At 66.0% G+C, this 23525-nt stretch carries 19 protein-coding genes; 10 read left to right on the top strand and 9 right to left on the bottom strand.

What is annotated here, in order from left to right:
• Positions 1 to 174: 174 nt before the first annotated feature.
• The 3 genes from ACE191_RS19180 to ACE191_RS19170 all read left to right on the top strand — a co-directional run bounded on the left by ACE191_RS19180 (position 175) and on the right by ACE191_RS19170 (position 2914).
• Complete coding sequence (locus ACE191_RS19180) at positions 175 to 963, top strand: class I SAM-dependent methyltransferase (protein ID WP_400193858.1); 789 nt, start codon at positions 175 to 177, stop codon at positions 961 to 963.
• 349 nt (positions 964 to 1312) lie between these two features.
• On the top strand, positions 1313 to 2539 hold the full coding sequence (locus ACE191_RS19175; RefSeq protein ID WP_400193857.1) for an S-adenosylmethionine:tRNA ribosyltransferase-isomerase: 1227 nt from the start codon (positions 1313 to 1315) through the stop codon (positions 2537 to 2539).
• A 66-nt stretch (positions 2540 to 2605) separates the two neighbouring features.
• The gene (locus ACE191_RS19170) at positions 2606 to 2914 is read left to right on the top strand and encodes a hypothetical protein (protein ID WP_400193856.1); all 309 of its coding nucleotides are present in this window, start codon (positions 2606 to 2608) and stop codon (positions 2912 to 2914) included.
• Positions 2915 to 3000: 86 nt separating this feature from the next.
• Here the strand turns inward: ACE191_RS19170 and ACE191_RS19165 are convergent, their stop codons facing one another.
• Entirely contained in the window at positions 3001 to 5589 is a 2589-nt protein-coding gene (locus tag ACE191_RS19165; protein ID WP_400193855.1) for a M14 family metallopeptidase, read from the bottom strand.
• 100 nt (positions 5590 to 5689) lie between these two features.
• Between ACE191_RS19165 and ACE191_RS19160 the strand changes: the two genes are divergently transcribed.
• Positions 5690 to 6139, top strand: a complete 450-nt coding sequence (locus tag ACE191_RS19160) for a DUF2721 domain-containing protein (RefSeq protein ID WP_400193854.1) — start codon at positions 5690 to 5692, stop codon at positions 6137 to 6139.
• A gap of 31 nt (positions 6140 to 6170) precedes the next feature.
• Here the strand turns inward: ACE191_RS19160 and ACE191_RS19155 are convergent, their stop codons facing one another.
• Entirely contained in the window at positions 6171 to 6452 is a 282-nt protein-coding gene (locus tag ACE191_RS19155) for a hypothetical protein (RefSeq protein ID WP_400193853.1), read from the bottom strand.
• A 173-nt stretch (positions 6453 to 6625) separates the two neighbouring features.
• On the opposite strand from ACE191_RS19155, the gene ACE191_RS19150 reads away from it, so the two are divergent.
• Positions 6626 to 7102: a hypothetical protein gene (locus tag ACE191_RS19150; protein WP_400193852.1), complete on the top strand. Its 477-nt coding sequence runs from the start codon at positions 6626 to 6628 to the stop codon at positions 7100 to 7102.
• A gap of 82 nt (positions 7103 to 7184) precedes the next feature.
• Here ACE191_RS19150 and ACE191_RS19145 read toward each other — a convergent pair whose 3' ends face one another.
• Together ACE191_RS19145 and ACE191_RS19140 are read right to left on the bottom strand one after the other, a co-directional pair.
• Positions 7185 to 8591 carry a RagB/SusD family nutrient uptake outer membrane protein gene (locus ACE191_RS19145; RefSeq protein ID WP_400193851.1) on the bottom strand — a complete coding sequence of 469 codons (1407 nt, stop codon included), beginning with the start codon at positions 8589 to 8591 and terminating at the stop codon, positions 7185 to 7187.
• A gap of 21 nt (positions 8592 to 8612) precedes the next feature.
• Positions 8613 to 11645 (bottom strand): SusC/RagA family TonB-linked outer membrane protein, encoded by a 3033-nt coding sequence (locus ACE191_RS19140; RefSeq protein WP_400193850.1) that lies wholly within the window; start codon positions 11643 to 11645, stop codon positions 8613 to 8615.
• Between the two features lie 365 nt (positions 11646 to 12010).
• Between ACE191_RS19140 and ACE191_RS19135 the strand changes: the two genes are divergently transcribed.
• Positions 12011 to 13201, top strand: coding sequence for a ribonuclease D (locus ACE191_RS19135; RefSeq protein ID WP_400193849.1), 1191 nt, complete (start codon positions 12011 to 12013; stop codon positions 13199 to 13201).
• A 74-nt stretch (positions 13202 to 13275) separates the two neighbouring features.
• On the opposite strand, the gene aceA is transcribed toward ACE191_RS19135, so the two are convergent.
• Positions 13276 to 14577: an isocitrate lyase gene (aceA, locus tag ACE191_RS19130; RefSeq protein ID WP_400193848.1), complete on the bottom strand. Its 1302-nt coding sequence runs from the start codon at positions 14575 to 14577 to the stop codon at positions 13276 to 13278.
• A 124-nt stretch (positions 14578 to 14701) separates the two neighbouring features.
• The gene (gene aceB, locus ACE191_RS19125; protein WP_400193847.1) at positions 14702 to 16330 is read right to left on the bottom strand and encodes a malate synthase A; all 1629 of its coding nucleotides are present in this window, start codon (positions 16328 to 16330) and stop codon (positions 14702 to 14704) included.
• A gap of 207 nt (positions 16331 to 16537) precedes the next feature.
• On the opposite strand from aceB, the gene ACE191_RS19120 reads away from it, so the two are divergent.
• The gene (locus ACE191_RS19120) at positions 16538 to 18016 is read left to right on the top strand and encodes a helix-turn-helix domain-containing protein (protein ID WP_400193846.1); all 1479 of its coding nucleotides are present in this window, start codon (positions 16538 to 16540) and stop codon (positions 18014 to 18016) included.
• A 3-nt stretch (positions 18017 to 18019) separates the two neighbouring features.
• On the opposite strand, the gene ACE191_RS19115 is transcribed toward ACE191_RS19120, so the two are convergent.
• Positions 18020 to 18490 carry a hypothetical protein gene (locus ACE191_RS19115; RefSeq protein WP_400193845.1) on the bottom strand — a complete coding sequence of 157 codons (471 nt, stop codon included), beginning with the start codon at positions 18488 to 18490 and terminating at the stop codon, positions 18020 to 18022.
• A 148-nt stretch (positions 18491 to 18638) separates the two neighbouring features.
• Between ACE191_RS19115 and mltG the strand changes: the two genes are divergently transcribed.
• On the top strand, positions 18639 to 19709 hold the full coding sequence (gene mltG / locus ACE191_RS19110) for an endolytic transglycosylase MltG (protein ID WP_400193844.1): 1071 nt from the start codon (positions 18639 to 18641) through the stop codon (positions 19707 to 19709).
• Positions 19710 to 20088: 379 nt separating this feature from the next.
• On the opposite strand, the gene ACE191_RS19105 is transcribed toward mltG, so the two are convergent.
• On the bottom strand, positions 20089 to 21597 hold the full coding sequence (locus ACE191_RS19105; protein WP_400193843.1) for a hypothetical protein: 1509 nt from the start codon (positions 21595 to 21597) through the stop codon (positions 20089 to 20091).
• Positions 21598 to 21796: 199 nt separating this feature from the next.
• Here ACE191_RS19105 and dtd point away from each other — a divergent pair, with 199 nt between their 5' ends.
• Together dtd and ACE191_RS19095 are read left to right on the top strand one after the other, a co-directional pair.
• Positions 21797 to 22246 carry a D-aminoacyl-tRNA deacylase gene (gene dtd / locus ACE191_RS19100; protein ID WP_400193842.1) on the top strand — a complete coding sequence of 150 codons (450 nt, stop codon included), beginning with the start codon at positions 21797 to 21799 and terminating at the stop codon, positions 22244 to 22246.
• A gap of 107 nt (positions 22247 to 22353) precedes the next feature.
• A complete protein-coding gene (locus tag ACE191_RS19095) occupies positions 22354 to 22695 on the top strand; it encodes a nucleotide pyrophosphohydrolase (protein WP_400193841.1) in 342 nt (113 codons plus the stop codon).
• Between the two features lie 50 nt (positions 22696 to 22745).
• Here the strand turns inward: ACE191_RS19095 and ACE191_RS19090 are convergent, their stop codons facing one another.
• A complete protein-coding gene (locus ACE191_RS19090) occupies positions 22746 to 23474 on the bottom strand; it encodes a 2-phosphosulfolactate phosphatase (RefSeq protein WP_400193840.1) in 729 nt (242 codons plus the stop codon).
• Between the last annotated feature and the right edge of the window lie 51 nt (positions 23475 to 23525).

Genomic DNA, 23525 nt, shown 5'->3' with positions numbered 1-23525 from the left:
TGAAAAGTGCAGTTTCTACGGCGGCAAATTAGAAACGTCTGAACAATTAATATCGGCAGTAGCAATTATTTGCGCCGCCCTATGTCCCGGCCCGCTTGGGCGGCCTTGAGCCTCAGGTCGAACGCGGGCGGCGCGGGCGTTGTTAGCGCAATGCGATTTTCTTTGCAGCTACGTATGTTCATTCCCCTTCGACCCACTTTGCGGACGGCCTTGCCGGGCCTGCTGCTGGCCCAGCTCCTGGCCATGTCGTGTACCCAGCCGCCGGTGGAGAGCCGCGCCGCCGCCGCCGCCCTGCGCCGCCCCGAAAGCGTGCCCGACACGGCCGGCTACCAGCGCCGCGCCCCGCGCGACCCCAACGGCATCGGCAAGTACTACATGGGCCGGCAGATTGCCCACGTGATGGGCCACGAGGGCGCGGGCTGGCTGGAGCGCGCCGACCGCCAGCAGCAGGAAGGCACCGACGTGCTGCTGCGCGAGCTACAGCTCAAGCCCGACGACGTGGTGGCCGACATCGGCGCGGGCACCGGCTACTTCAGCTTCCGCATCAGCGCCCTGGTGCCCCAGGGCCGGGTGCTGGCCGTGGACATTCAGCCCGAGATGGTGGAGGCGCTCAGCCAGAAGAAAACCCGCCTAAACGCGCCCAACGTGGAACCGGTGCTGGGTACCACCCAAAACCCCAATCTGCCCGCCGGCACCGTCGACCTGGCGCTGATTGTGGATGCCTACCACGAGTTCGACCATCCCCGCGAGATGATGCGCGCCATTCGCCAGTCGCTGAAGCCCGGCGGCCGGGTGGCCCTGGTGGAGTACCGCGCCGAAGATCAGAAGGTGCCCATCAAGCGCATTCACCGCATGAGCGAGGAGCAGGCCCGCCGCGAGCTGACGGCCCTGGGCTTCGAGTTCGTGCGCAACAACCAGGCGCTGCCCCAGCAGCACCTGCTCATCTTCCGCAAGCCCCAGTAAGCGCCGGTTCCGTCCCGGAAACGCCGCGCGGCGCCCTCCCCGGGGCGCCGCTTTTGTTGCTCTTGGCAGGGTCGCAGCGCCGCCGCGCGGAGTGGAGTTGGGGGCAGTGCGTTGCAGCGAGGAGTAGCTGGAGCGTTGGCCAGATTTTTTTGGAGCAACGCTCCAAGCTTGGAGCGTTGCCGGTATTTTTTTGAGGCAACGCTCCAGCGCCCACCCCCAGGCCGGCGTGCCCTGCCCGCAACGACTAATCAAGGCCCCACGCCCCCTGCGCTGCGGCCCAACACGTTGTTCGCTCCCGATACCCCTCAGCCCCTGCCCCGGTCGGTCGGCGTGCGTATTTTTGCGGCTTATGCAGCCCACCGACCCCCGCCAGCTTTCCATTCAGGACTTCACCTACCTGCTGCCCGCCGGGCGCATTGCCCCCGAGCCCCTGGCCGACCGCGACGCCTCGCGCCTGCTGGTGTACCGCGGCGGCACCATCACCGACCGGCGCTTCCACGAGCTGCCGGCCGAGCTGCCGGCCGGGGCCCTGCTGGTGTTCAACAACACCAAGGTAGTGCGCGCCCGCCTGCACCTGCACAAGCCCAGCGGCGGGCAGATCGAGCTGTTCTGCCTCGAGCCGGTGGCCCCGCATACTGCCCTGGAGCCGGCCATGCAGCAAACCTACGAGTGCGTGTGGCGCTGCTTGGTGGGCAACGGCAAACGCTGGAAAACCGGCCCCATCAGCGTAGCCTTCACCGGCCCCGACGGCCTGCCCGCGCAGCTGGAAGCCGAGCGCGCCGGCGCCGAAAGCGGTAGCGCGCTGATTCGCTTCCGCTGGCAGCCGGCCAGCCTCACCTTTGCCCAGGTGCTGAGCGGCGCGGGCCAGCTGCCGCTGCCCCCCTACCTCAACCGCCAGCCCTCGGCCCAGGACGACCTGCGCTACCAGACGGTGTACGCCCGCCACGAGGGCGCCGTGGCCGCGCCCACCGCCGGGCTGCACTTCACCGAGGCCGTGATGCAGGCCCTGCAGGCCCGCGGCCTCGAAACGGCCCAGCTGACCCTGCACGTGGGCGCGGGCACCTTCCAGCCCGTGAAGGCCGACGTGATGGATGACCACCTGATGCACGCCGAGCCCATCAGCGCCGACGCCGGGCTGCTGCGCCAGCTGCTGGCCCACCCGCCCCGGCCGGTGTTGGCCGTGGGCACCACCAGCTTGCGCAGCCTCGAAAGTTTGTACTGGCTGGGCGTGGGCTTGCTGCGCGACGGGGAGCTGCCTGCCGTGCTCGACCAGTGGACGCCCTACCAGCCCGAGCCCGCCCCGGTGCCCGCCGCCGAGGCCCTGGGCGCCCTGCTGCGCTACCTCGACGCGCGCGGCTCCGATGCCATCCAGGCCAGCACCCGCCTGCTCATCGCGCCGGGTTACCGCTTCCGGGTGGTGCAGGGCCTCATCACCAACTTCCACCAGCCCGAAAGCACGCTTTTGCTGCTGGTAGCCGCCCTGCTGGGTCCCGATTGGCGCCGGGTGTACGACCACGCCCTCAGCCACGACTACCGCTTTCTAAGCTACGGCGACAGTTCGCTGCTGCTGCCCTAGCCCCGGCCGCGGTACCCTTCCCGGGTGGTTTGACGTAGAAGGCCCAGTTTCAACCTGACTACGACCATGAAAAAGATAAGCCTGATGTTGCTGGCCGCCGCCTTTGCCTTCCCGGCCCTGGCCCAGACCACGCCCACCCAGACTACCCCCACGCAAACCACACCTACCCAGCGCACCGAAACCGAGGTGAACGTGCGTGAGAACGGCACGGTGAAAACCGAAACCGAAACCACCACCCGCACCGGCCGCACCAAGGCCGGCCAGAAAATCAGCAATACCGGCCAGGACGTGAAGCACGCCGGCAAGAAAACCGGTAAAGCTATTAAGAAGGGCGCCAAGAAAGTCGGCAACAAAGCCGAGGACATCGTGGACTAAGCTGGCCTTAGCACAATCAGCAAAAAGCCCCGCCGGAATCGTCCGGCGGGGCTTTTTCATGGGCCTGGCGCGCAAAAATCGGTCGGCTACTGCCCCACGAAAAACACGGCGTTGGTGAACATGAGCTTGCCGGCCTGCCAGAAGCCACGGAACAGAGGATTGTCGCCCAGGTAGATGACCTGGCCGCGACCCATTTCCTGGTGGCCCAGCACCACCGTGTCGTTGAGTTTGCGGCGGGCGCGGCTGCCGGCAAAACCGGCGGTGTACTCGTTGCGGCGCAGCACGCCCACGTTCCAGCTGCCGGCCCCCAGAAACTGGTAGTTGAGCGGGTCACGCACCAGGGCGTGGTACACGGGCCCGTAGCCGAAGGCCAGCGGGTGGGAGTTGTCGAGCTGCACGCGGTAGATGCTGCCCTGCACGCTTTCGCCCAGGGCCTCGCGCTCGGCGTCGGCGTAGCGGCGCAGCAGGCGGTAGGGGTCGGCTTTTTTGGTTTTGGCAGTGTCGGCGGCTTTTTCCTTTAGGGCGAAGTCCTTTTTGCCGGCCAGGTAAGCCATGGCGCCTTCCAGGGCAATGAGCCGCCCGCCGGCCCGCACCCAGTCCTTCACCAGGTCGAGCTGTTTGGCCGGCAATATGCCCGCGTAGTCGCCGTCGGGCAGAATGAGCACGTCAAACTTATTCAGCGGCACCGAGGCGAAGTAGTCGGTACCGATGACGCTGATGGGGTAGCCCAGTTGCTGCTCGAAGAAGTGCCACACCTCGCCGAAGGCCGTGGGTGAGATGCCCGCGCCGGCCAGCACCGCCACGTTGGGCTTGCCCACCGGGTGCACGAAGCCCGAGCCGATGTCGGCGCCCTGGGTGGCAAAGCCCGACTGCACCGCCGTCAGCTCGGCCCCCACCGAGTCGGCCAGGGCGCGCACCAGGGCGTCGAAGCGGGCACCCAGGGCCTCGTTGCCGGTGCGCGGAATCACCAGGGTGCCGGGCTGGTACTGCTGCTGCCCGGCCTCGAAAGCCTTGTGCGCCACCCGCAGGCGCACTTTACGTTGCAGCAAAGCGGCCAGTAGCCGCGCATCGCGCGGGGAGTTCCAGCGGGCCAAGTAGGCGTAGGGCTTATCGGTTTTTGGTTGTTCGTTGTTGGTTTTTGGCTTTTCGTTGTTAGGGGTTAGACTCTTGCCAACTGGCAACTGAGCACTGGCAACTGACAACTTGCTCGTCAGCGCGTAGCCCTGCAGGCCGTAGGCATAGGGCAGGGCCCAGGCGGTGATGTCGTAGGTGAGCGAGTCTTCCAGGGCGGGGCTGGGCTCGAAGAGCACCTTCACCAGCGTGGATTTGGGCTGGTACATGCTCACCACCACGTCGGCGGGCTTGATGGTCAGCGCCTCGTCTTTGCCGGTGGCGTAGTTGTAGCCGCGCAGCTTGCGGCCGGTGCCGGCGTAGCCGAACTCGATCTGCTGGCGCTGCAAATACTCGGTGAGGGGGCGCAGCTGGTCGGGCGAGCCGCTCACTACGAAGGTTTTGTAGCGGCCCCGGGGCTTGGTGCGCGCATCGGCGTAGTACTGGCCAAACTCGCGCAGCAGCTGGGCTTGGTTGTCGGCCGCGGCGCGGATGGTAGCCAAACTGGCGGCGTGGTGGTGGGCAATGCGCTGGGCCAGCGTGAGCGTGTCGCCGTCGTCCTTCACCACGCGCACGCCGGCCCGGCCCGAGCCGCCCTGCTCGTAGGTCATGCCGATGGCGCCGTTGAAGGAGGGCCAGGTGTCGCCGTAGCTGGGGTAAAACAGGTCGTAGGTTTCGCGGGTGAAGTACAGCCAGTTGTTTTGGTCGAACACCCGGCGGTTGTACTCGCCGATAGTGCCCTGAAAACGGCGCTGCCAGGTGGTGATGTCCTCGTGGTAGGGCTTGGCCGCCGGCGAGAAGTAGTACGGGTCGTTGACGCCCATCTCGTGGAAATCGGCGTGCACCTGGGGCAGCCACTGGTTGTAGAGGGCCACGCGCTGGCGGCTTTCCTGCTGGGTTTGCCAGGCCCAGTCGCGGTTCAAATCGAACAGATAATGGTTGAAGCGCCCGCCGGGCCAGGGCTCCCGGTGCTCCCAGCTCAGGGCCGAGGCGTTGGTGGGCGCGGCGGCTTTCTGGCCGTACCACTGCACGTACCGCTCGTGGCCGTCGGGATTCACGCAGGGGTCGATGAGCAGCACCACCCGCTCGAGCCACTGCTGGGCTTCCTGGTTCTGGGGGTTGCTCACGTCGTAGAGCACCTGCATCACGGCCTCGCTCGACACAGCCTCGTTGCCGTGGATGTTGTAGCTAAGCCACACCAGCGCGGGCTGGTCGGCCGGAGCCGGGCCGCTCCCGCCCTTTTCCAGGCCCGTGAACTGCAGGTTGCGGCGTCGAATGTCGTCGAGGCGGGCCAGGTTGCGGGCCGAAGCCACTTGCACCACTTCCAGCGGCCGCCCCTCGTAGGACTGCCCGTAGGGCTGAATCCGCAGGCGGTCGGGGGCCTGCGCGGCCAGGTGCTGCACGTAGCGCAGCAGGGCTTCGTGGGGTGTAAAGCGGCTGCCCAGCGGGTAGCCCAGAAACTGCGCGGGCGTGAGCGGGGCCTGCTGGGCGCGGCCGAGGGTAGCCGCGAGCAGGCCCCCGAGCACTAGCGCCCCGCGCAACAGACGCGGGAAAAGGTTTATCATACCCAAATAAAGTGAAATTGCCTGCGGACCCGTTCGCGGACCCTCCGTTCAACCAATCCGTTGCCCCAGCCGGAGCGCCCTCCTGCCCCGGCTCTTCGTCATGGACATTACCCTGACCACCCCGGCCCTGCTGTTTCCGGCCCTGTCGCTGCTGCTGCTGGCCTACACCAACCGCTTCATGGCTTTGGCCAACCGCGTGCGGGCCCTCAAAAGCCAGTACCAGGAAAGCCACCGCGAGCCGCACATGCGCCAGATTCAGAACCTGCGCCGGCGCCTGCTCATCGTGCGCAACATGCAGGCCGTAGGCATTGCCAGCATGTTTGGCTGCGTGCTGTGCATGTTTCTGCTCTACGCGGGCCTGGCCGCCGCCGCCCAGCTGGTGTTCGGGGCGAGTTTGCTGGCTTTGCTGGTGTCGCTGGGCATGTCGCTGTGGGAAATCCAGATTTCGGTCGACGCGCTCAACATCGAGCTCGACGACCTGCAGGAAGACGAGCAGCAGCGCCGGCAGACCCGGGCCGCGGAAAATACCGACGCGGCGGCCGAGGGTTAAGCCAGAACGCCTGCTGGCCGGGCGGTCTGCCTCAATCCAGTGGCAGCGGCTGGCGACGGTCGGCAGGCTCCGCGGCGGGGCGGCCGGGCTTTTCGCGCAGCTGGTAGAGCACGCTCTCGGCCACGCCGCGGCCAAACAGGCTGAGGCCTGCGTTGAACACGCCCAGGGCTACGGTGCCGGCCGCCACCCACTGCCCGGTGGGGGCGCCCTGCTGCTTGAGGGCCGTGGCCCACTGCACCAGGCAGGTGCCAAAGCCGATTACCACGAGCCCGGCGGGGGCGAAGGTGAGCCACTTGGTTTTGTGCGAAGTCATAGCTGAAAAAGAGGAAAAGTACTCGCCCTAAACGGCCGAAGCCGCCCGAAGGATGGCCCCGAACCGGCCAGCCTATCCGCCCCGGCCCGCCCGGCTACTGGTCCGGCCCCGCTACCTTTGCGCCCGGCCCCGGCCGCGGCCGTTTCCTTCCCGCTTTTATTCCTTCGATTCCGATGCCTGCCCGTCCCCTTCAGCAGCTGCTTCAACTGGCTTTCGGCCCCGAAAACCCGCAGTACCTCACCGACGCCGACTACACCGCCTACGCTGCCTTCGAGCGCGCCCGACCCGCCGAGCAGGCGTTCCGCTTCGAGCGGGTGCGCCTGCTGGTGGCCATGAGTTTGCTTAAAGCTTTGTCGGACTTGGGCGACCACGACGACAGCCGGCAGGTGCTCAACGTGCTGCACCGGGCTCTGCAGGCCCGCTCCACCGACGAGATTGACGCCGTCATCACCAAAGAAGCCCACCGCTTCGAGAAGCTTTACACCAACCTCTACGTCAACGACGAGGGCGAGCAGTTGCTGCAGCTGTTCGAGCAAACCCTCGACGCCGATACCGAGTCGGGCATGATGCAGACCATTGAGCAGGCCACCGACCTCATTGCCGATCTGGACTTCAGCGCCCCCGCCGACGACGAAGACGACGAGGCCTAGAGCCCGCCAAAACCACTACTAAGCATGAAAAAGCCGTTCCGAGTGCCCCGGAACGGCTTTTTTCACGGCTACCGCCAGCGGCTTAGTTGTAGCCCGGGTTCTGCGGCAGGGCGTTGCCCAGGTTGATTTCGTAGCGCGGAACGGGCAGCACCAGTTTGGGGTCGTTGGCGGCAAACGTGCCCAGGGCCCGCCCCGTGCGCCGGTAATCGTGCAGGCGGAAGCCCTCGAAGGCCAGCTCCAGCTCGCGCTCCAGCAGCACCAGGGGCAGGGTAACGGCGGGCCGTGGCGTGGCGCCGGCCCGCTGCCGGATGGCGTTGACGTCGGCCAGGGGCGTAGCCCCCACGCTGGTGCCTAGGCGCAGGTTGGTTTCGGCCCGGATCAGCAGCATCTCGGCCAGGCGAATCAGCGGAATGTTCTGGCCCGGCTCGTTCCACTTGTAGGTGTGAATGCCGCCCACGCGGCGCCCGTCGCCGATGTACAGGCCGCTAGTGCCAATGCCGGCCTGGCCGGCCAGGCCCCGCTCGTCGGTAGCGTCGTACTGGTTGGCAAACGCCTGAATTACTTCCACGTCGCCGCGGCCGCCGAAGCCCTCGGCATTGCTGGAAAAGAAGGTGGCCAGGCCGTCGTTGGAAGCACCGGCATTGTTCTGGTCGTTCTGCACCACTTCAAAGAGCACCTCGGCCGTGCCGCGGCTGGTGAAGGCGTCGAGCACGGAGCCGTTGAGGGCCGCGCCGCTGTTTTCGATGACCTCATCGGCCAGGTCGCGGGCCTGGGCGTAGTTGCCGCGCTGCAGGTGCACCCGGGCCAGCAGAGCCTTGGCGTCGTAGAGGTCGAAGCGGCCGGTTTCGTTGCTCTCGGGCAGCTTGGCCTCGGCCGCTTCCATGTCGGCCAGAATCTGGGTGTACACCTGCTGCACCGTTGAGCGGGCCACGCGCTGGCTTGATTCGGCCACGGTGGTGTTGCCCGACAGCACGATGGGCACGCCCAGCGGACTGGCCGCATCGTTTTGCCCGTAGAGGCGCACCAGCTCAAAGTACATCAGCCCGCGCAGCAGCCGGGCTTCGCCCTCGTACTGGTTGCGCTGGTCGGCGTCGCGCACCACCGGCAGCGCGTCCACAATCAGGTTGGTGATGTTGATGAGCCGGTAGGCCTGGCGCCAGGTGCGCTCGGCTTCCACGTTGATCTGCGGAATGGGCTGCTTAAGTTGAATTTCGCGGTAGCTCTGGAAGGTGCCCTGCCAGTTGATGTAGCCGGCGTTGGCCAGCAGCTCGGGCACCAGCAGCAGGTTGGTGCCGTAGAGGCCCGGGTCGTAGAGGCGCGAGTAGGCCCCCACCACGGCGCTTTCCACGGCTTGCGCGTCGGTCAGGGCCGTGGCCGCGTCGATGGACTGCTCGGGTTCGATTTCAAGTTGCTTTTCGCAGGCCGAAGTCAGCAGGCCGGCCCCCAGCAGCAGCGCCACCGTAGCGGCGCGGAGAAAGGAAAGTTTCATAAGGCAGACAGCGGTCAACGATTAAAAGCCCAGGTTGACGCCCACCAGCCAGGTTTTGGCCAGCGGCGGCGTGTAGAAGTCGTGGCCCAGCAGGTAGGTGGGCAGGCCGAAGGCGGTGGTGTTCACCTCGGGGTCGTAGCCATCGTAGTCGGTGATGGTAATCAGGTTCTGGCCCGTTACGTAGATGCGAGCGTTTTGCAGGTGGCCTTTCTCGGCCCAGGCCTTGGGCAGGTTGTAGGCCAGGGTCAGGTTCTTGAAGCGCAGAAACGAACCGTCCTGAATCCAACGCGACGAGGGCGAGGTGCCGTTGGCCCCGTAGAGGCGGGCCTGGGGCACATCGGTTATCTGGCCGGGGGTGCGCCAGCGCTCCAGCTGGTCGCGGGTTTGGTTGTCGAAGAAGTCCCCGTTTACCGACTGGAACACGCCGCCGATGTTGTAGATGTCGTTGCCGTAGCTGAACTGGTTAAGCAAACTCAGCTCGAAGCCCTTGAAGGAAAAGGTGTTGGTGAAGCCGCCGGTGAAGTCGGGGTTGGGGTTGCCCAGCTTCTGGTCGGAGGCGGCGTTGTAGTTGCTGGTTTTGCCGCCCTCGGCCGTGTAGTAAAGCGCGTCGCCGTTCTGCGGATCGACGCCGGCGTACTTCTTGCCCCAGAACACCCCGATGGGCTCACCCTCGCGCACGCGGCCCAGGTTGCGGCCCCCGGCAATCAGCTCCTGCCCGTTCAGGTCCAGGATTTCGTTGCGGTTGAAGGAGATGTTGAAGTTGGTGGACCAGTTGAACTCGCCCACCAGGTTGCGGGTGTTCAGCACCACTTCCAGGCCGCGGTTGCGCAGCGTGCCGATGTTGTTGTAGAAGTTGAAGTAGCCCCCGGTGTAGGGCAGCTGGTCGAGCAGCAGCAGGTCGTTGTCCTTGGTCTGCTTCTGGTACACGTCTATCTCGCCGCTGATTCGGTTGGTAAACAACCCGAATTCCAGACCGATGTTGGCTTGCTTGGTGGTTTCCCAGCCCAGCCGCTCGTTGCCTAGGGTAGTGAAGGGAATGATGCCCGGGGCCGTGCCGTAGGGGTTCACGTTGTACACCGTGCGGGCGGCGAAGTTGTCGATTTCGGCGTTGCCGGTCAGGCCGTAGCCGGCGCGCAGCTTCAGCATATTTAGCGTTGCGTTGTCCTGCAGGAAGCTTTCCTCGGAAATCACCCAGCCGGCCGACACCCCGGGGAACCGGCCCCATTGGTTGTCGCGGCCGAAGCGTGAGGACGCATCGCCGCGCAGGGTGCCCGAGAGCAGGTATTTGTCGCGGAAGGTGTAGTTCACCCGGCTCAGCAGAGACACGAAGGTGTAGGCCGTACCGGCAGTGCTGCCGGTGGTGATGCGGGCCGCCGAGGCAATTTTGCGAAACTGGTCGTTGGGAAAGCCGCGGGCTTCCACCGAGGTCTGCTCCTGATCGAAGCGCTGGAAGGTGAAGCCGCCCAGCACCTCCAGGCCGTGGTCTTCGCCGAAGGTGCGGAACCAGGTAGCCGTGTTGTTGTTGGTCCAGTTCACCGCCTGCAGCTGGTTGCTGTAGCCATAGCCGTCGGGGGCGCCGTCCTCGGTGTAGCGGCCACGGTAGATTTCCTCGCGCACGTTCAGGAAGTCCCCCCCGATTTCGGAGCGCAGCACCAGCCCGCGGATGGGCTCGAAGGTGACGAAGGCGCTGCTGAACGAGCGGAAGGTGCCGCCCCGGTTGGTGGCGTTATCCACCTCCACCAGAGCGTTGTAGTAGAGCGTGCTGCGGTTGAAGCCCGTGGGGTCCTCGGCGTCGTAGGGCGTCTGGATGGGCGGCAGGGCGTTCAGCTGAATGGGGTTGGAGAAGGCGTTGTCGTCGGGCACGCGGTCGTTCACCGAGCGGGTGAGCGAGAGGTTCAGCCCCAGCTTCCACTTGTCGGAAATGGTGTGGTCGAAGTTGGTGCGCAGGGAGCCGCGGCGGTAGCGGTTGCCCACGATGATGCCCTTCTGGTCGTTGTAGTTGGCGCTGAGGTAAAAGCGGGTTTTGGCGTCGCCGCCGCTCACGTTGGCGTCGTACTGCATCACGCTGCCCTTACGAAAGGCCAGCTCGTTCCAGGGCGTGTCGTAGGGCGAGTTCAAATCCAGTCCCGCCTCGCCTAGCAAAGCCGCGGCGGCGGTGGGGTACAGGTCCGGGTCGTTGGGGTCGACCAGCCCGCCGTTGATGGCGGCCTCCGTGAACAGTTCCTTGTACTCGGCCGCGTTCAGAAACTCACGGATGCGCGTCCGCTCGCTGCGGCCCGCGTAGAAGCCCACGTTGACGCGCGTAGCCCCCTGGCGCCCTTTTTTGGTGGTCACCAGAATTACCCCGTTGGAAGCGCGCGAACCATAAATAGCGGCGGCGGCGGCGTCTTTCAGAATCGAGATGCTCTCGATGTCGTTGGGGTTCAGGTCGGCCAGCGGGTTGATGGGCTCGGTGTTGGCGGCGAAGGCTTGGTCGGAAAAGTCCTGCGAGGTCACCACGATGCCGTCGATGACGTACAGCGGCTGGTTTGAGGCCGTAATGGACGAGGAGCCGCGCACGCGAATCTGCACGCCGGCGCCTAGTTTGCCCGAGCTTTGGTTGATCTGCACGCCCGGCGTGCGCCCCTGAATGGCCTGCTCGAAGCTCACGGTGGGCACGTTTTCCACTTCCTTGCTGCCCAGCTGGGTGACGGCCCCGGTCAGCTCGCGCTTGGTCTGGGTGCCGTAGCCCACCACCACGGTTTCGCCCAGCAGGGTCTCGTTGCCCTGCAGCTTAATGGCCAGGGAAGTCTGCTCGCCCACCGGCACGGTCTGGGTGGCAAAGCCAATGGAGCTGAACACCAGCGCCGCCCCGGGCTGCACCGTCAGCGTGAAGTTGCCGCTGGCGTCGGTGCTGGTACCGTTGGTGGTGCCGCGCTCCAGCACGGTTACGCCCGGCAGGCCGGTACCGTCGCCGGCCGCGGTAACCCGCCCGCTCACCGTGCGCGACTGTGCCCACGCTCCCGCTCCCAGGAGCAGGTAGAGCACCAGGAAAAGTAAAAGTCTGTGCTTCATAGTAGTGCCTTGCGGCTGGATTAGGGTGAAAAAAAGCAAAGAGCGTGGAAGTCAGGCGGAAGCTGGTAGGCCCGCTGCGGCGGCAGCCCACCCTTACCAGTGATGGGCCGACAGGCTTTTACCGGGGTTAATTTATCTTTTTATGTTGCATCGCCAGAAATTCGGTTGGTTTCCATCTGATATGGATGCCGCGGCCCGCCGAATTCCACACCGCCGGTTGGCTTGACTAGCGAAATTGCCCCGGCTTCTTTGCTACTCGCGGCGGCCCGCCCCGGCGTTGCCTGGGCCCGCTGCCACGGTTTTGGGGTTTACCTTGCCGGCCGGCCCGCTTGGTATAGCTGCCGATCATCCTATTTTTGCTGGGAATGTCTGTCCCCGAACTCCTCTATCTGACCACTCCCGCGTCCATCGACGAGGCCGTGGCCCTGTTGCGCACTGCCCCGCGCATCGCCGTCGACCTCGAATTTGACGATATGCGTCACCGCTACGGCCGCAACCTGGCTTTAATCCAGGTGTTCGACGGCCAGCGCGTGTACCTGATCGACCCGCTGCCCCTGCCCCAGCCCGCGCAGGATTTGCAGCCGCTGTGGGACGTGTTCAGCTCGCCCGACGTCGAGAAAATTTTTCACAGCTGCCGCTCCGACATCCTGCTGCTCGACGAGCTCTACGGCGTGCACGTGCGCCGCATCACCGACACCAGCGTGCAGTACCAGCTGCTGGGCGAGGCCGACAACAACATCTCCCTGGGCCGCCTGGTGCAGCAGGAGCTGGGCCTGGAGCTGGACAAGGGTGAGCAGAAGTCGAATTGGCTGAAGCGGCCCCTTACGCCCGCTCAGCTGGAGTACGCCGCCAACGACGTCATCTACCTGTTTGAGCTGGCCGAGCGCCTCACCGCCCGCCTCGAAGCCCTGGGCCGCAGCCAGTGGGCCGCCGAGGAAAGCGCCGCCCTGGAAGACGTGCGCTACCAGCGCGACGAGCGGCCCTGGATGAAGATTGCTGGCCGCTACCGCATTGCCCCCGGCGAGATGCCCCTGTTCCGCGACCTGTACCAGTTGCGCGAGGAAGTAGCCCGGCAAATCGACCGCCCGCCCTACATGGTGTTTGCCAACGACCGGCTCTCTGAGCTGGTGCGCGACACGCCCACCGACGCGGGGGCCTGGCGCAACGCCCGCGGTCTGCACCCCGAACTCAAACGCAGCCCCTACCTCGAGCGCCTGGCCTCTTTCTCGCCCGGCCACTACACGCCCAAGCCCGATGCACCGGTGCAGCACTCCGAGCGCCGCTTTCCCTCGCGCCGTCGCCTTACCGGGGCCGCCGCCGCCCGCGCCGACCAGCGCGAGCAGCAGCTAATGACGCTGAAAAGCCAGCTGGCCGAGGACTTCAACACCTACGTAGCCAACCTGGTCCTCTCCAACCGCATCATTGCCGACATTGTGGAGCAGGGTGCCCGCAACGTGCTGCGGCCCTGGCAGCAAAAGCTGCTGCACGAAGCCTGCCAACGCCAGGGCATCGAGTACAACAGCCTGAGTCAGCCCCTCGACGTTTCGGGCCGCTAACTGCCGCCCGACCACCAACGAAAAAGGCCGCCCTGCTAGCGCAGAGCGGCCTTTTGTTGTTTGGCTAGCGGAAGTTAATGCCCGTGAAACTGGGCTTCTTCGGTGGAGCCCACCAGGGCGGCGGTGCTGGCTTGCCCGCTGGTCACCACGTTCTGCACCGCGTCGAAGTAACCCGTGCCCACGAACGACTGGTGCTTGACGGCCCGGAAGCCGTGCTGCTGGAGGGCAAACTCGCGCTGCTGCAGCTCGGAGTAGCCCGCCATGCCCCGTTCGCGGTAGGCCCGGGCCAGCTCAAACATGCTGGTGTTGAGGGCGTGGAAGCCAGCCAGGGTGATAAACTGAAACTTGTAGCCCAACGCGGCCAGCTCCTCGCGGAACGTTTCCATCTGCTCCACGCTCAGCTTGGCGGCCCAGTTGAACGAGGGCGAGCAGTTGTAGGCCAGCAGCTTGCCGGGGTAGCAAGCGTGAATGGCCTGGGCAAACTGCCGGGCCTGCTCCAAATCGGGGTGCGAGGTTTCCATCCACAGCAGGTCGGCGTAGGGCGCGTAGGCCAAGCCGCGGGCAATGCAGGCTTCCACGCCGCAGCGCACGCGGTAGAAGCCCTCGGAGGTGCGCTCGGCCTCCTGCAGCACGAAGGGCTTGTCGCGCGGGTCCACGTCGGCGGTCAGCAAGTCGGCCGCGTCGGCATCGGTGCGGGCCACCACCAGGGTGGGCACGCCCAGCACATCGGCGGCCAGGCGGGCCGAGACCAGCTTCTGCACGGCCTCCTGGGTGGGCACCAGTACCTTGCCGCCCAGGTGCCCGCACTTCTTGGCCGAGGAAAGCTGGTCCTCGAAGTGCACGCCCGCAGCCCCGGCCTCAATCATCATTTTCATCAGCTCGAAGGCGTTCAGGTTGCCCCCGAACCCGGCCTCCGCATCGGCCACGATGGGCACCAGCCAGTGCACCGGGCCCTCGCCACCATTGGGGTTTTCGAGGTGCTGAATCTGGTCGGCGCGCAGCAGGGCGTTGTTGATGCGGCGCACCACGGCGGGGACCGAGTCGGCGGGGTACAGGCTTTGGTCGGGGTACATGTGGCCGGCGCCGTTGGCGTCGGCGGCCACCTGCCAGCCCGAGAGGTAAATGGCGTTGAGGCCAGCCTGTACTTCCTGTACCGCCTGGTTGCCGGTGAGGGCACCCAGGCCGGCCACGTACTCCTGGGTGTGCAGCAGCTGCCAGAGCCGCTCGGCGCCCTGCCGGGCCAGGGAATATTCGATGCGTACGGTGCCCTGCAGCTTCACCACGTCTTCGGGTGAATACGGGCGCTGGATGCCCTGCCAGCGGGGATTGGTAGCCCAGTCCTGGGCCAGGGCGGCGGCGCGCTCGGTGCGGTTCATAGTTGTGGGAGTTTGGGTTGTGGAAAAGAGGATTGAAAGGACAAGGCGAGGCCGGACGGCGCTTTTCGGGCGTCGGCAAAATCCGGTAATAGCTGGGACAATGCGTGTTTGGCGGCGCGCTACGTCAGGGCAGCAGCTCGTAGGCGGCCAGGGTAAGAAACTCGGCGCAGTCGTCGGCCAGCACCAGCTGGTCGAGCAGGTGCAGGGCGGGGCGGTAGTGTTCGGCGTACAGCTCCTCGCCCACTTCCCGGCGCAGCTGCTCAGTTACGCCGGCCAGCAGCTCGCGGTACAGCTCCGGGGTTACCGGGCGGCCGTCGGCCAGCACGGTGCCGGGGGTGTGCAGCCACTGCCAGAGCTGCACCCGGGAAATTTCGGCAGTGGCGGCGTCTTCCATCAGGTGGTAGAGCGGCACGCAGCCGTTGCCGCCCAGCCAGGCCCCCAGGTAGCGCAGCGCCACGTCGATGTTCTGGCGCAGGCCGGCTTCGCTGATGCTGCCCGGCGGCGCCTGCAGCAGCTCGGCGGCCGTGGGCAGCGGCTCGGCGGAGCGCGGCTTGTCGAGCTGGTTGGCTTGCGGCATCAGCTCGTTGAACACGCCCAGGGCAATGGGCACCAGCGCGGGGTGGGCCACCCAGGTCCCATCGTGGCCCAGCCGGGCTTCGCGCACTTTGTCGGTGTGCACTTTGTCGAGGGCCAGGGCGTTTTCGGCGAGGTTGTCCTTGATGGGAATCTGCGCGGCCATGCCGCCCATCGCGTGTACCCCGCGGCGGTGGCAGGTGTCGATGACCAGGCGCACGTAAGCGGCCATGTTGGGCACCGTCATGGTTACCTGGGCGCGGTCGGGCAGGCGGTATTCAGGGCGGGCGCCCAGGGTTTTGATGTAGGAGAAGATGTAGTCCCAGCGGCCGCAGTTCAGGCCGGCCGAGTGCTGGCGCAGCTCCCAGAGAATTTCGTGGGTTTCGAAGGCGGCGGGCAGGGTTTCAATCAGCACCGTGGCCTTGATGCTGCCCTTGGGAATTTTCAGCTCCCACTGGGCAAACTCGAACACCTCGTTCCAGAGCCGGGCCTCGAGGTGGCTTTCCAGCTTGGGCAGATAGAAATAGGGCCCCGAGCCGCGGGCCAGCAGCTCGTGGGCATTGTGGAAAAAGTACAGGCCGAAGTCGAACAGGGCGCCGCTCACTTCCTCGCCGTCGACCAGCAGGTGCTTTTCGTCGAGGTGCCAGCCGCGGGGGCGCACCATCAGGGTGGCGGGGCGCTCGTGCAGGCGGTAGGTTTTCTGGGGCGTTTCCAGGCTGATGGTGCGGCGCACGGCGTCGCGCAGGTTTACCTGGCCCTGCACCACGTTGGCCCAGGTGGGCGCGAGCGAGTCCTCGCAGTCGGCCATGAACACCTTCGCCCCCGAGTTCAGGGCGTTGATGATCATCTTCCGCTCGGTGGGGCCGGTGATTTCCACCCGCCGGTCGAGCAGGTCGGCGGGCAACAGGGCTACCTGCCAGTCGCTGCGGCGCAGCTGTTCGGTTTCGGGCAAGAAGTCGGGGAAGCGGCCGGCGGCAAAATCGGCGCGGCGCTGCCGGCGGCGGGCCAGCAACTGCTGGCGCGTGGCCTCGAAGCGGCGGTGCAGCGCCGCCACGAACGACAGGGCCGAGGGCGTCAGGATTTCGGCGTGGGCGGGCTGGTAGCTGCCCAGCACTTTCACGCGCTGCGGGCAGCGATACGCGGCGGGGACCGTGGACGGACGGCGGTCTAGGGTTTCCATCAGATGGTTTGGTTGAGGGTCAGCGGGTAAGAAGCGTGCCCAAACATACGGGAGCGAAAGACTTTTGTCAAGCGAATTTTCGCTAATAGTAAAAATTTAGCTGAAAGCGGTTTATTCTCGGCTTCCCACCGGGTTTGTTTTCTTTGCGCTACTGACTGCCCGGGCCGTTTTTGGCCCGAGGCGCGGCAGCTGCTTTCTTTTCGCCCTATGCTCACCCAAACCCAGGTCGTTCGCTTAATCTTTGGCCTTAAGCTGCGGCAGTTGCGGCAGGAACAGAGCTTCACGCCAGCGGCCCTGGCCCAGGCGGTCGACGTGTCAGTGTCGTACCTCAACGAGATTGAGAAGGGCAAGAAGTACCCCAAGGCCGACAAGATTCTGGCCTTTGCGCGGGTGCTGGGGGTGAGTTACGACGAGCTGATTTCGCTGAACCTGGGCAAGCGGCTGGCCCCGATTTCGGAGCTGCTACAGTCGAGCGTGCTGCGGGAGTTTCCGCTGGACATGTTCGGGCTCGACCCCAGCCGGCTCGTGGAGCTGATTTCGGACGCGCCCACGCGGGTGATGGCCTTCATCAGCACGCTCTGGGAACTGGCGCGCAACTACGAGATGCGCCAGGAGCACTTTTACCTGGCCGCGCTGCGCTCCTACCAGGAGATGCACGACAACTACTTCGACGACCTGGAGGATGCGGTGCGCAGCTGCGTGGCGCGCTTCCGGCTGCGCACCGACGCGCCCTTCGATTTGCACCAGCTGGAGGAGGTGCTGGGCCAGGAATACGGCTACCTCATCGACCGGCACACGCTGGGTGAGCGGCCCGAGCTGGCGGGGCTGCGCGCGGTGTACCAGCCCGCGGCCCAGCGGCTGCTGCTGCGCCCGGGCCTCACGCGGGCCCAGGAGGCGTTTGTGCTGGGCCGCGAGGTGGCCTTCAACTACCTGGGCCTGAAGGACCGGCCCTACACCAACGTGCCGGCCGCCACGCCGGGCTCGTTTGAGCAGGTGCTCAATCACTTTCGGGCCTCGTACTTCGCGGTGGCCTTGCTGATGGAGGAAAGCCAGCTGGTGGCCGATCTGCAGGCGTTTTTCTCGTACCCGCGCTGGAACGCGGCTTTGCTGCTGGGCCTCCTGACCCGCTACGAGGTGTCGCCGGAGATGCTGCTGCAGCGGGTGACCAACCTGCTGGCCCGGCACTTCGGCATCGGCAGCTTGTTTTTCCTACGCTTCGACCAGGCCGCCGGCGAAACGCGCTTCGAACTAACCAAGGAGCTGCACCTCTCGCGCCTGCACAACCCCCACGCCAACGAGCTGCAGGAGCACTACTGCCGCCGCTGGGTGAGTTTGTGGCTGATGGAACAGTCGCGGCAGGCGGGCAGCCCCGGCCTGCGGGTGGCCGCGCAACGCTCGCGCTACTGGCAAACGCCCGACGAGTACCTGTGCCTGACGGTGGCCCGCTTCGACGCCTCGGGCCACGCCACCAGCGTTACGGTGGGGCTGCCCGTGGACGACAAGCTGCGCCAGCAGGTGAAGTTCCTCGACGACGACACCATTCCGGTGCGCTGGGTAAACGAAACCTGCGAGCGGTGCTCCATTCCCGACTGCGAAGTGCGTGCCGCCCCGCCGGTGGAAATCGAGCGCAAAGCCCGCCGCCGGGAGCTGGCCGCGGCGGTGGCCGCGCTGGTGCAGGGGCAGTAATTATTACCGGTTAAACGGGAAGTAGCGCCGGATGCGCTGCTGGAGGGTATCTGGCAGCTCGGCGGCGTGCCGCGTAAGGGCGCGTTCCAGTACTGCGCGCTGGGCCTGCCGTTCGGCGGCTGTCGGAGATGGGGAGTAATACGCCGGATAAGGCGGCGTCGAAAACCGTAGCGGCGTGAGCCGATACCGGCCGTTGATGAAGTAGTGCGTGGGCTGGTGGCTGCCGAGGCTGCTCAGCTCAATCAACCCTTTGTTGCGGCCATCGGCGGCGACCATCCGGAAGCAATAGGTGCCCCAGATGTTGGAGCGCCGCTTGTCTGCCGTCATTGCCTCCTGCCGGGCTACGAACCGCATAATCCGGACCCGTTCAATGGGATTGAGTTGAAGCTGCGCGGGTGGCAGACATCTGGCAGTTTTGCCCATAAAACAGCTGCTACAGCCGAGCAGCAACAGTGAATGCAGTATGCGGAGCATAATGCAGGTGGAATTGCGGCAAGATGCTGCCTTTCTTTTGGAGTTGGATGCCCGTATCCCGCCGCCACGCGCCGCTGCCTTAGCGCACTACGGCCGGGGCACCACGGCGCGGCCGTATCTTCGCCTTTCCACCACCCGCGCCGCCTGCTTGTCTGCCGCTTCCTCCCCTGCTTCGCGCCGCCGCTGGCCGCGCATCCTGACCATTGTGCTGCTGACCTTGCTGGTGCTGGGCGGTGCGGGCCTGTACGGCGCGTGGCGGGTGCTGTGGCGGCTCAACGTGACGCCCTCGGCCTACGGGCCGGCCTACTTATTCATCCGCACTGGCGGCACGTACCAGGATGTGCTCGACTCGCTGCGGCGCCACGAGCTGCTCAAGGAGCCGGCCACCTTTGCCTGGCTGGCCGAGCAGCGCGGCTACCCGCAGCAGGTAAAGCCCGGCCGCTACCGCCTCGATTTCGATTTGGGCAACCAGGCTTTGCTCGAGCGGCTGCTGCGCGGCGAGCAGGACACGCTGGAGTTCGTGCTCGACGCCTTCAAGTACAAGCCCCAGCTGGTGCGCCAGGCCGCGCGGCAGCTGGAGGCCGACAGCACCGAGCTGCGCCGCCTGCTCAACCGCCCGGCCTGGCTGCGGCAGCGCTACGCCACCGACACCACGGCCGTGCTCACGCTGTTTATTCCCGGCCGCTACCGGCTGCTGTGGAACACCTCGGCCGGGCAGTTCGTCGACTCCATGGCTGCGCAGCACCGCCGGTTCTGGACGGCAAAGCGCCGCGAGCGGGCCGATTCGCTGGGCCTCTCTCCTACCGAGGTGCACGTGCTGGCCAGCATTGTGCAGCGCGAAACGGCCAAGCCCGAAGACAAGCCCCTGATTGCGGGCGTGTACCTCAACCGCCTGCGCCGCGGCATGCGCCTGCAGGCCGACCCCACGCTGCTCTGGGCCATCGGCAACTTTGGGGTGAAGCGGGTGCTGAACCGCGACAAGCTGGTGGACTCGCCCTACAACACTTACAAACACAAGGGCCTGCCGCCCGGCCCCATCACCTCGGCCAACCGCTCGAGCCTAGACGCGGTGCTGAAGCCGGCGGCCCACGACTATTTGTTTTTCTGCGCCCAGGCCGGCGGCTCGGGCTACTCCGACTTCGCCGTGACCTTTGCCGAGCACAAGCGCAACGCCCGCCGCTACCAGCGCTGGCTCGACAGCCTGAACATCAAGCGGTGATTGGTTAATGGTTGATTGGTGCTTAGGTCGGGCATACTGAATCCGTAGGCGGAACGACTGCGGCGGATGCCGGAACCACTGATTCCATTGCCGGAAGCAGTGAATCCAGGCCCGGAACGGTTGCGGCGTATGCCGGAATAACTGGGGCGGGTGCCGGAACGATTGCGGCGAGTACCGGAAGGGCTGGGGCGAAGGCCGGAACGATTGCGTCCGATACCGGAACGACCGAGGCGGGACCCGGAACGACTGCGTCCGGACCCGGAACGATTGAATCCAGTGCCGGAACAATTGAATCCGGTACCGGAACGATTGAGTCCAGTGCCGGAACGACTGAAACCAGACCCCGGACTTTTCAGCGTTTTCTGCCGCAGTCGGGCAGTTATGGCAGGCGAATCAGGCGCAATTGCAGCGAATCGTGGGCGGCCTGCTGCTGGCGGCGCCGGGTTTCGCGGTAGCCCAGGCCGGTGAACTCGGAGTGCTCGAGGTAGAGCAGCGGCGAGGCCAGCACCGGCTCGGGCCAGGCGGCCAGGTAGGGTTGGCGGCGCAGCGAATCGAAGGCCGGCACCCCGGCTACGCGGTAGTAGTCGTCGAGCAGCAGGTAGCGGAAACCCCGGCGGCGCAGCGCGGCCAGCTCCTGCAGGCTTTTGGCCGAAGCCACCACCACGCCCCGCTCCTGCGCGGCCGGCGCCAAACTCAGGCCCACTGAGGTAGCCACGGCCGGAATGCGGCGCTGCTGCAGCCAGCGGGCCACCTGCGGGTAGCTGGAGGGCGCGTAGGCCAGCACCTGCCGCTGCACCTGCCAGCCGTTGTAGCCCACGGCCGCCAGCAGCAAAGCCAGCGCCACCGGGCGCGGCCACTTTTGCAGCAGCAGCACCGGCAGGGCGTAGAGCGGTACGTAGGCAAACAGCAGCCCGCGCGGCGCCTTCACCAGCAGCGACATGCCCGCCAGCGTGCAGGCAGCCCACACCAGCAGGTAGGTAGCCACCGGCAGGGGCCGCTGCCGCAGCGCCGGGCCAACCCACACCAGCGCCGCCGCCAGCGCCGGCAGCAGCAGGGGCGACTCGAACTCGGTGAGGTAGCGCAGGTAGTAGTCGAAATCGATTTGCAGGGTGCCCTGGCGGCCGGCGGCGTTGGCGGCGGCGGGGAATAGAATGACGACGTACACGGCCGGCCAGCGGTACAGCGGCACGCCTGACACCAGCCAGGCCAGCGCGCCCAGCACCGCGAACGGGGCGGCCAGCACCAGCACTACCCGCCACCCGTTGCCGCGCCAGGCCAGCGCGTCGGCCCGCTGCCACTCGAGCACGGCCAGGATGGGCACGGTGAGCAGAAACTTGTAGTTGATGCTGAGCCCGAACGCCAGCCAGGCGGCCACCCGCAGCAGCTGCCCGGGCGTGGGCTGGTGCAGCCGCCGCCAGTGCGCCCGCAGCAGGCCGGCCAGCGCCAGCAAACTCCAGGAGCTCATGGTGAAGTCGCGGCCCGAGAAGGTGAGAAACACCGACGTGCCGGCCAGCAAGGTGAGCAGGGCGGTTTCGGGACCGGGGAGGCGGGCGGCGCGGGCCACCCAGTCGAGGAGCAGACCCAGCGCCGCCACGGCCACCAGGGCATTGAGCACCAACAGCACGCGGTGGTCGGCGCTGAGGGCCGCCACGGGCGCATAGAGCAGGTAGAAGCCGGGGCTGCCGTGGTGAAACAGGTGGGTGAAGTCGAAGCGGGCCACCTCCTGCACAATCTGCCAGTTGCGCACCGAGTCGTAGTCGGGCAGGGCGGCCGGGGGCAGGCGCCAGAGCCGCAGCCCGGCCACGGCCAGCAGCGCGGGCAGCAGCCAGCGCAGCGGGGCGGCGGGCGCAGCGGCGGGCAGCTCAAACGGTACGGGGCGCAGCGACACGAAGCAGTGAATGAGTGAATGAGTGACTCGGCGACTTAGTGAGCGGGGCGTGCTTCACCCGGGCAGGGCGGCGAAGATGGGCATTTGTGCCGTTTCTTTGCCAATGAGTGATTGAGCGAATGGGTGAATGAGTGATGCTCGTTCCTCCGTCTGCCCATTCACTCATTTGCTCAATCACTCATTCACCCATTCCCCCGCCATGCGCGTAGTTGTGCAGCGCGTCACGGAAGCTTCGGTTACCGTCGACGGCGAAATCACCGGCCAGATCGGGCCGGGCCTGCTGGTGCTGGCCGGCTTCACCCCCACCGACTCCGCCGCCGAGCTGGACTGGATGGCCCGCAAGCTGGTGCAGCTGCGCATCTTCGCCGACGCCGACGACAAGATGAACCTCTCGGTGCAGGACGTGGGCGGCGAGCTGCTCGTGGTCAGCCAGTTTACCTTGCTGGCCGACGCCCGCAAGGGCACCCGCCCCAGCTACGTGCAGGCCGCCCCACCCCCCATTGCCATTCCGCTCTACGAGGAGTTCGTGCGCCAGCTTCAGGCCCTGCTGGGCAGACCCGTGGCCACCGGCCGCTTCGGGGCCGACATGAAAGTGCGCCTGCTCAACGACGGCCCGGTGACCATCGTGCTCGACCGCAACAAGGCCTGAATGCAGGAATGACTGAATGATCGAGCGTCGTTCGGCCATGTCCCCCATTCGCTCACTCATTCACTCATTCAGTCATTCACCCATTCAGTCATTCACTCATTGAAAAAATGACTATCGAAGAAGCCCAGCAGACCGTGGACCAGTGGATTCAGACCACCGGGGTGCGCTATTTCAACGAGCTGACCAACATGGCCATGCTCACCGAGGAAGTGGGCGAAGTGGCCCGCATTATCGCGCGGCAGTACGGCGAGCAGTCGTTTAAAGCTTCGGACCGCGACAAGGTGCTGGCCGACGAGCTGGCCGACGTGCTGTTCGTGGTCATCTGCCTGGCCAACCAGACCGGCGTGAACCTGACCGAGGCTCTGCAGCGCAACCTGGCAAAGAAAACCCAGCGCGACGCCGATCGGCACAAGCAGAACGAGAAGCTGTTTGGCAAGGGTGACAAGTAACAGGTGACACGTGACAGGTTGGTCGTCCCAACGTGTTACTTGTCACCTCATCACCTGTTACCCAGCAACACCAGCCGGTCTTCGCGCCACACGGGCAGCGTGGTGGGGTACTCGTTGAGGCGCAAGCAGAACTCGAAATCCTTGTGGGCTTCCAGGGAGTTGAGCCGGCGCACGTGCGAAGACTGCAGTAGGTAGGCCGGCAAATCGGCCTGGGCCTGCTGCCAGAGGTGGCGGGCGGCCAGGGTAGCGTCGGCACTGCTCACGTCGAAGTCGGCGGCCAGTTCCTCGGCCAGGGCGCCGGCAAAAACGGTGTCTTCGAGGCAGAACATGCCCTTCCAGCCGGCGCACACCACCAGCACGTCTTTCTGCTGGCGGCGGGCAAAGTCGGCCACGGCTTGCAGGTTCAGGAAGGCCCCGATGACCACCTCATCGGCGGCCAAGGAGCGGCGCAGGGCCTGGGTGCCGTTGGTGGTGCTGATGACCACGGCCCGGCCGCGCACGTCGAGGGCGCCGTCGAGGTAGCCGAAGGGCGAGTTGCCCAGGTCGAAGCCCTCGGCCTGGCGTCCGTCGCGCTCGGCGGCGGTCAGGCAGCTGTGCTGGCGGCCCAGGGCCTGGCACTCGGCCAGCTCGGCCACCGCAAATACGTGGGTTACGCCGTTGGCCAGGGCCGTGACGATGCTGGAGGTGGCCCGCAGAATGTCCACGATGACGGCCACCTTGCCTTGCAGGCTATAGAGTGGCAGTAGCTCGGGCGAAAAGCAAATGTCGACGGAGGGCATGATTGAAGTTGTCAGTTGCCAGTTGTCAGCGGAGGGTTGAGCATGTAGTAA

The organism is Hymenobacter sp. B81, assembly GCF_044628455.1.
Lineage (GTDB): Bacteria > Bacteroidota > Bacteroidia > Cytophagales > Hymenobacteraceae > Solirubrum.
Note: the sequence above shows the minus strand (reverse complement) of the source record. Positions and strands in the feature narration are given on the sequence as shown.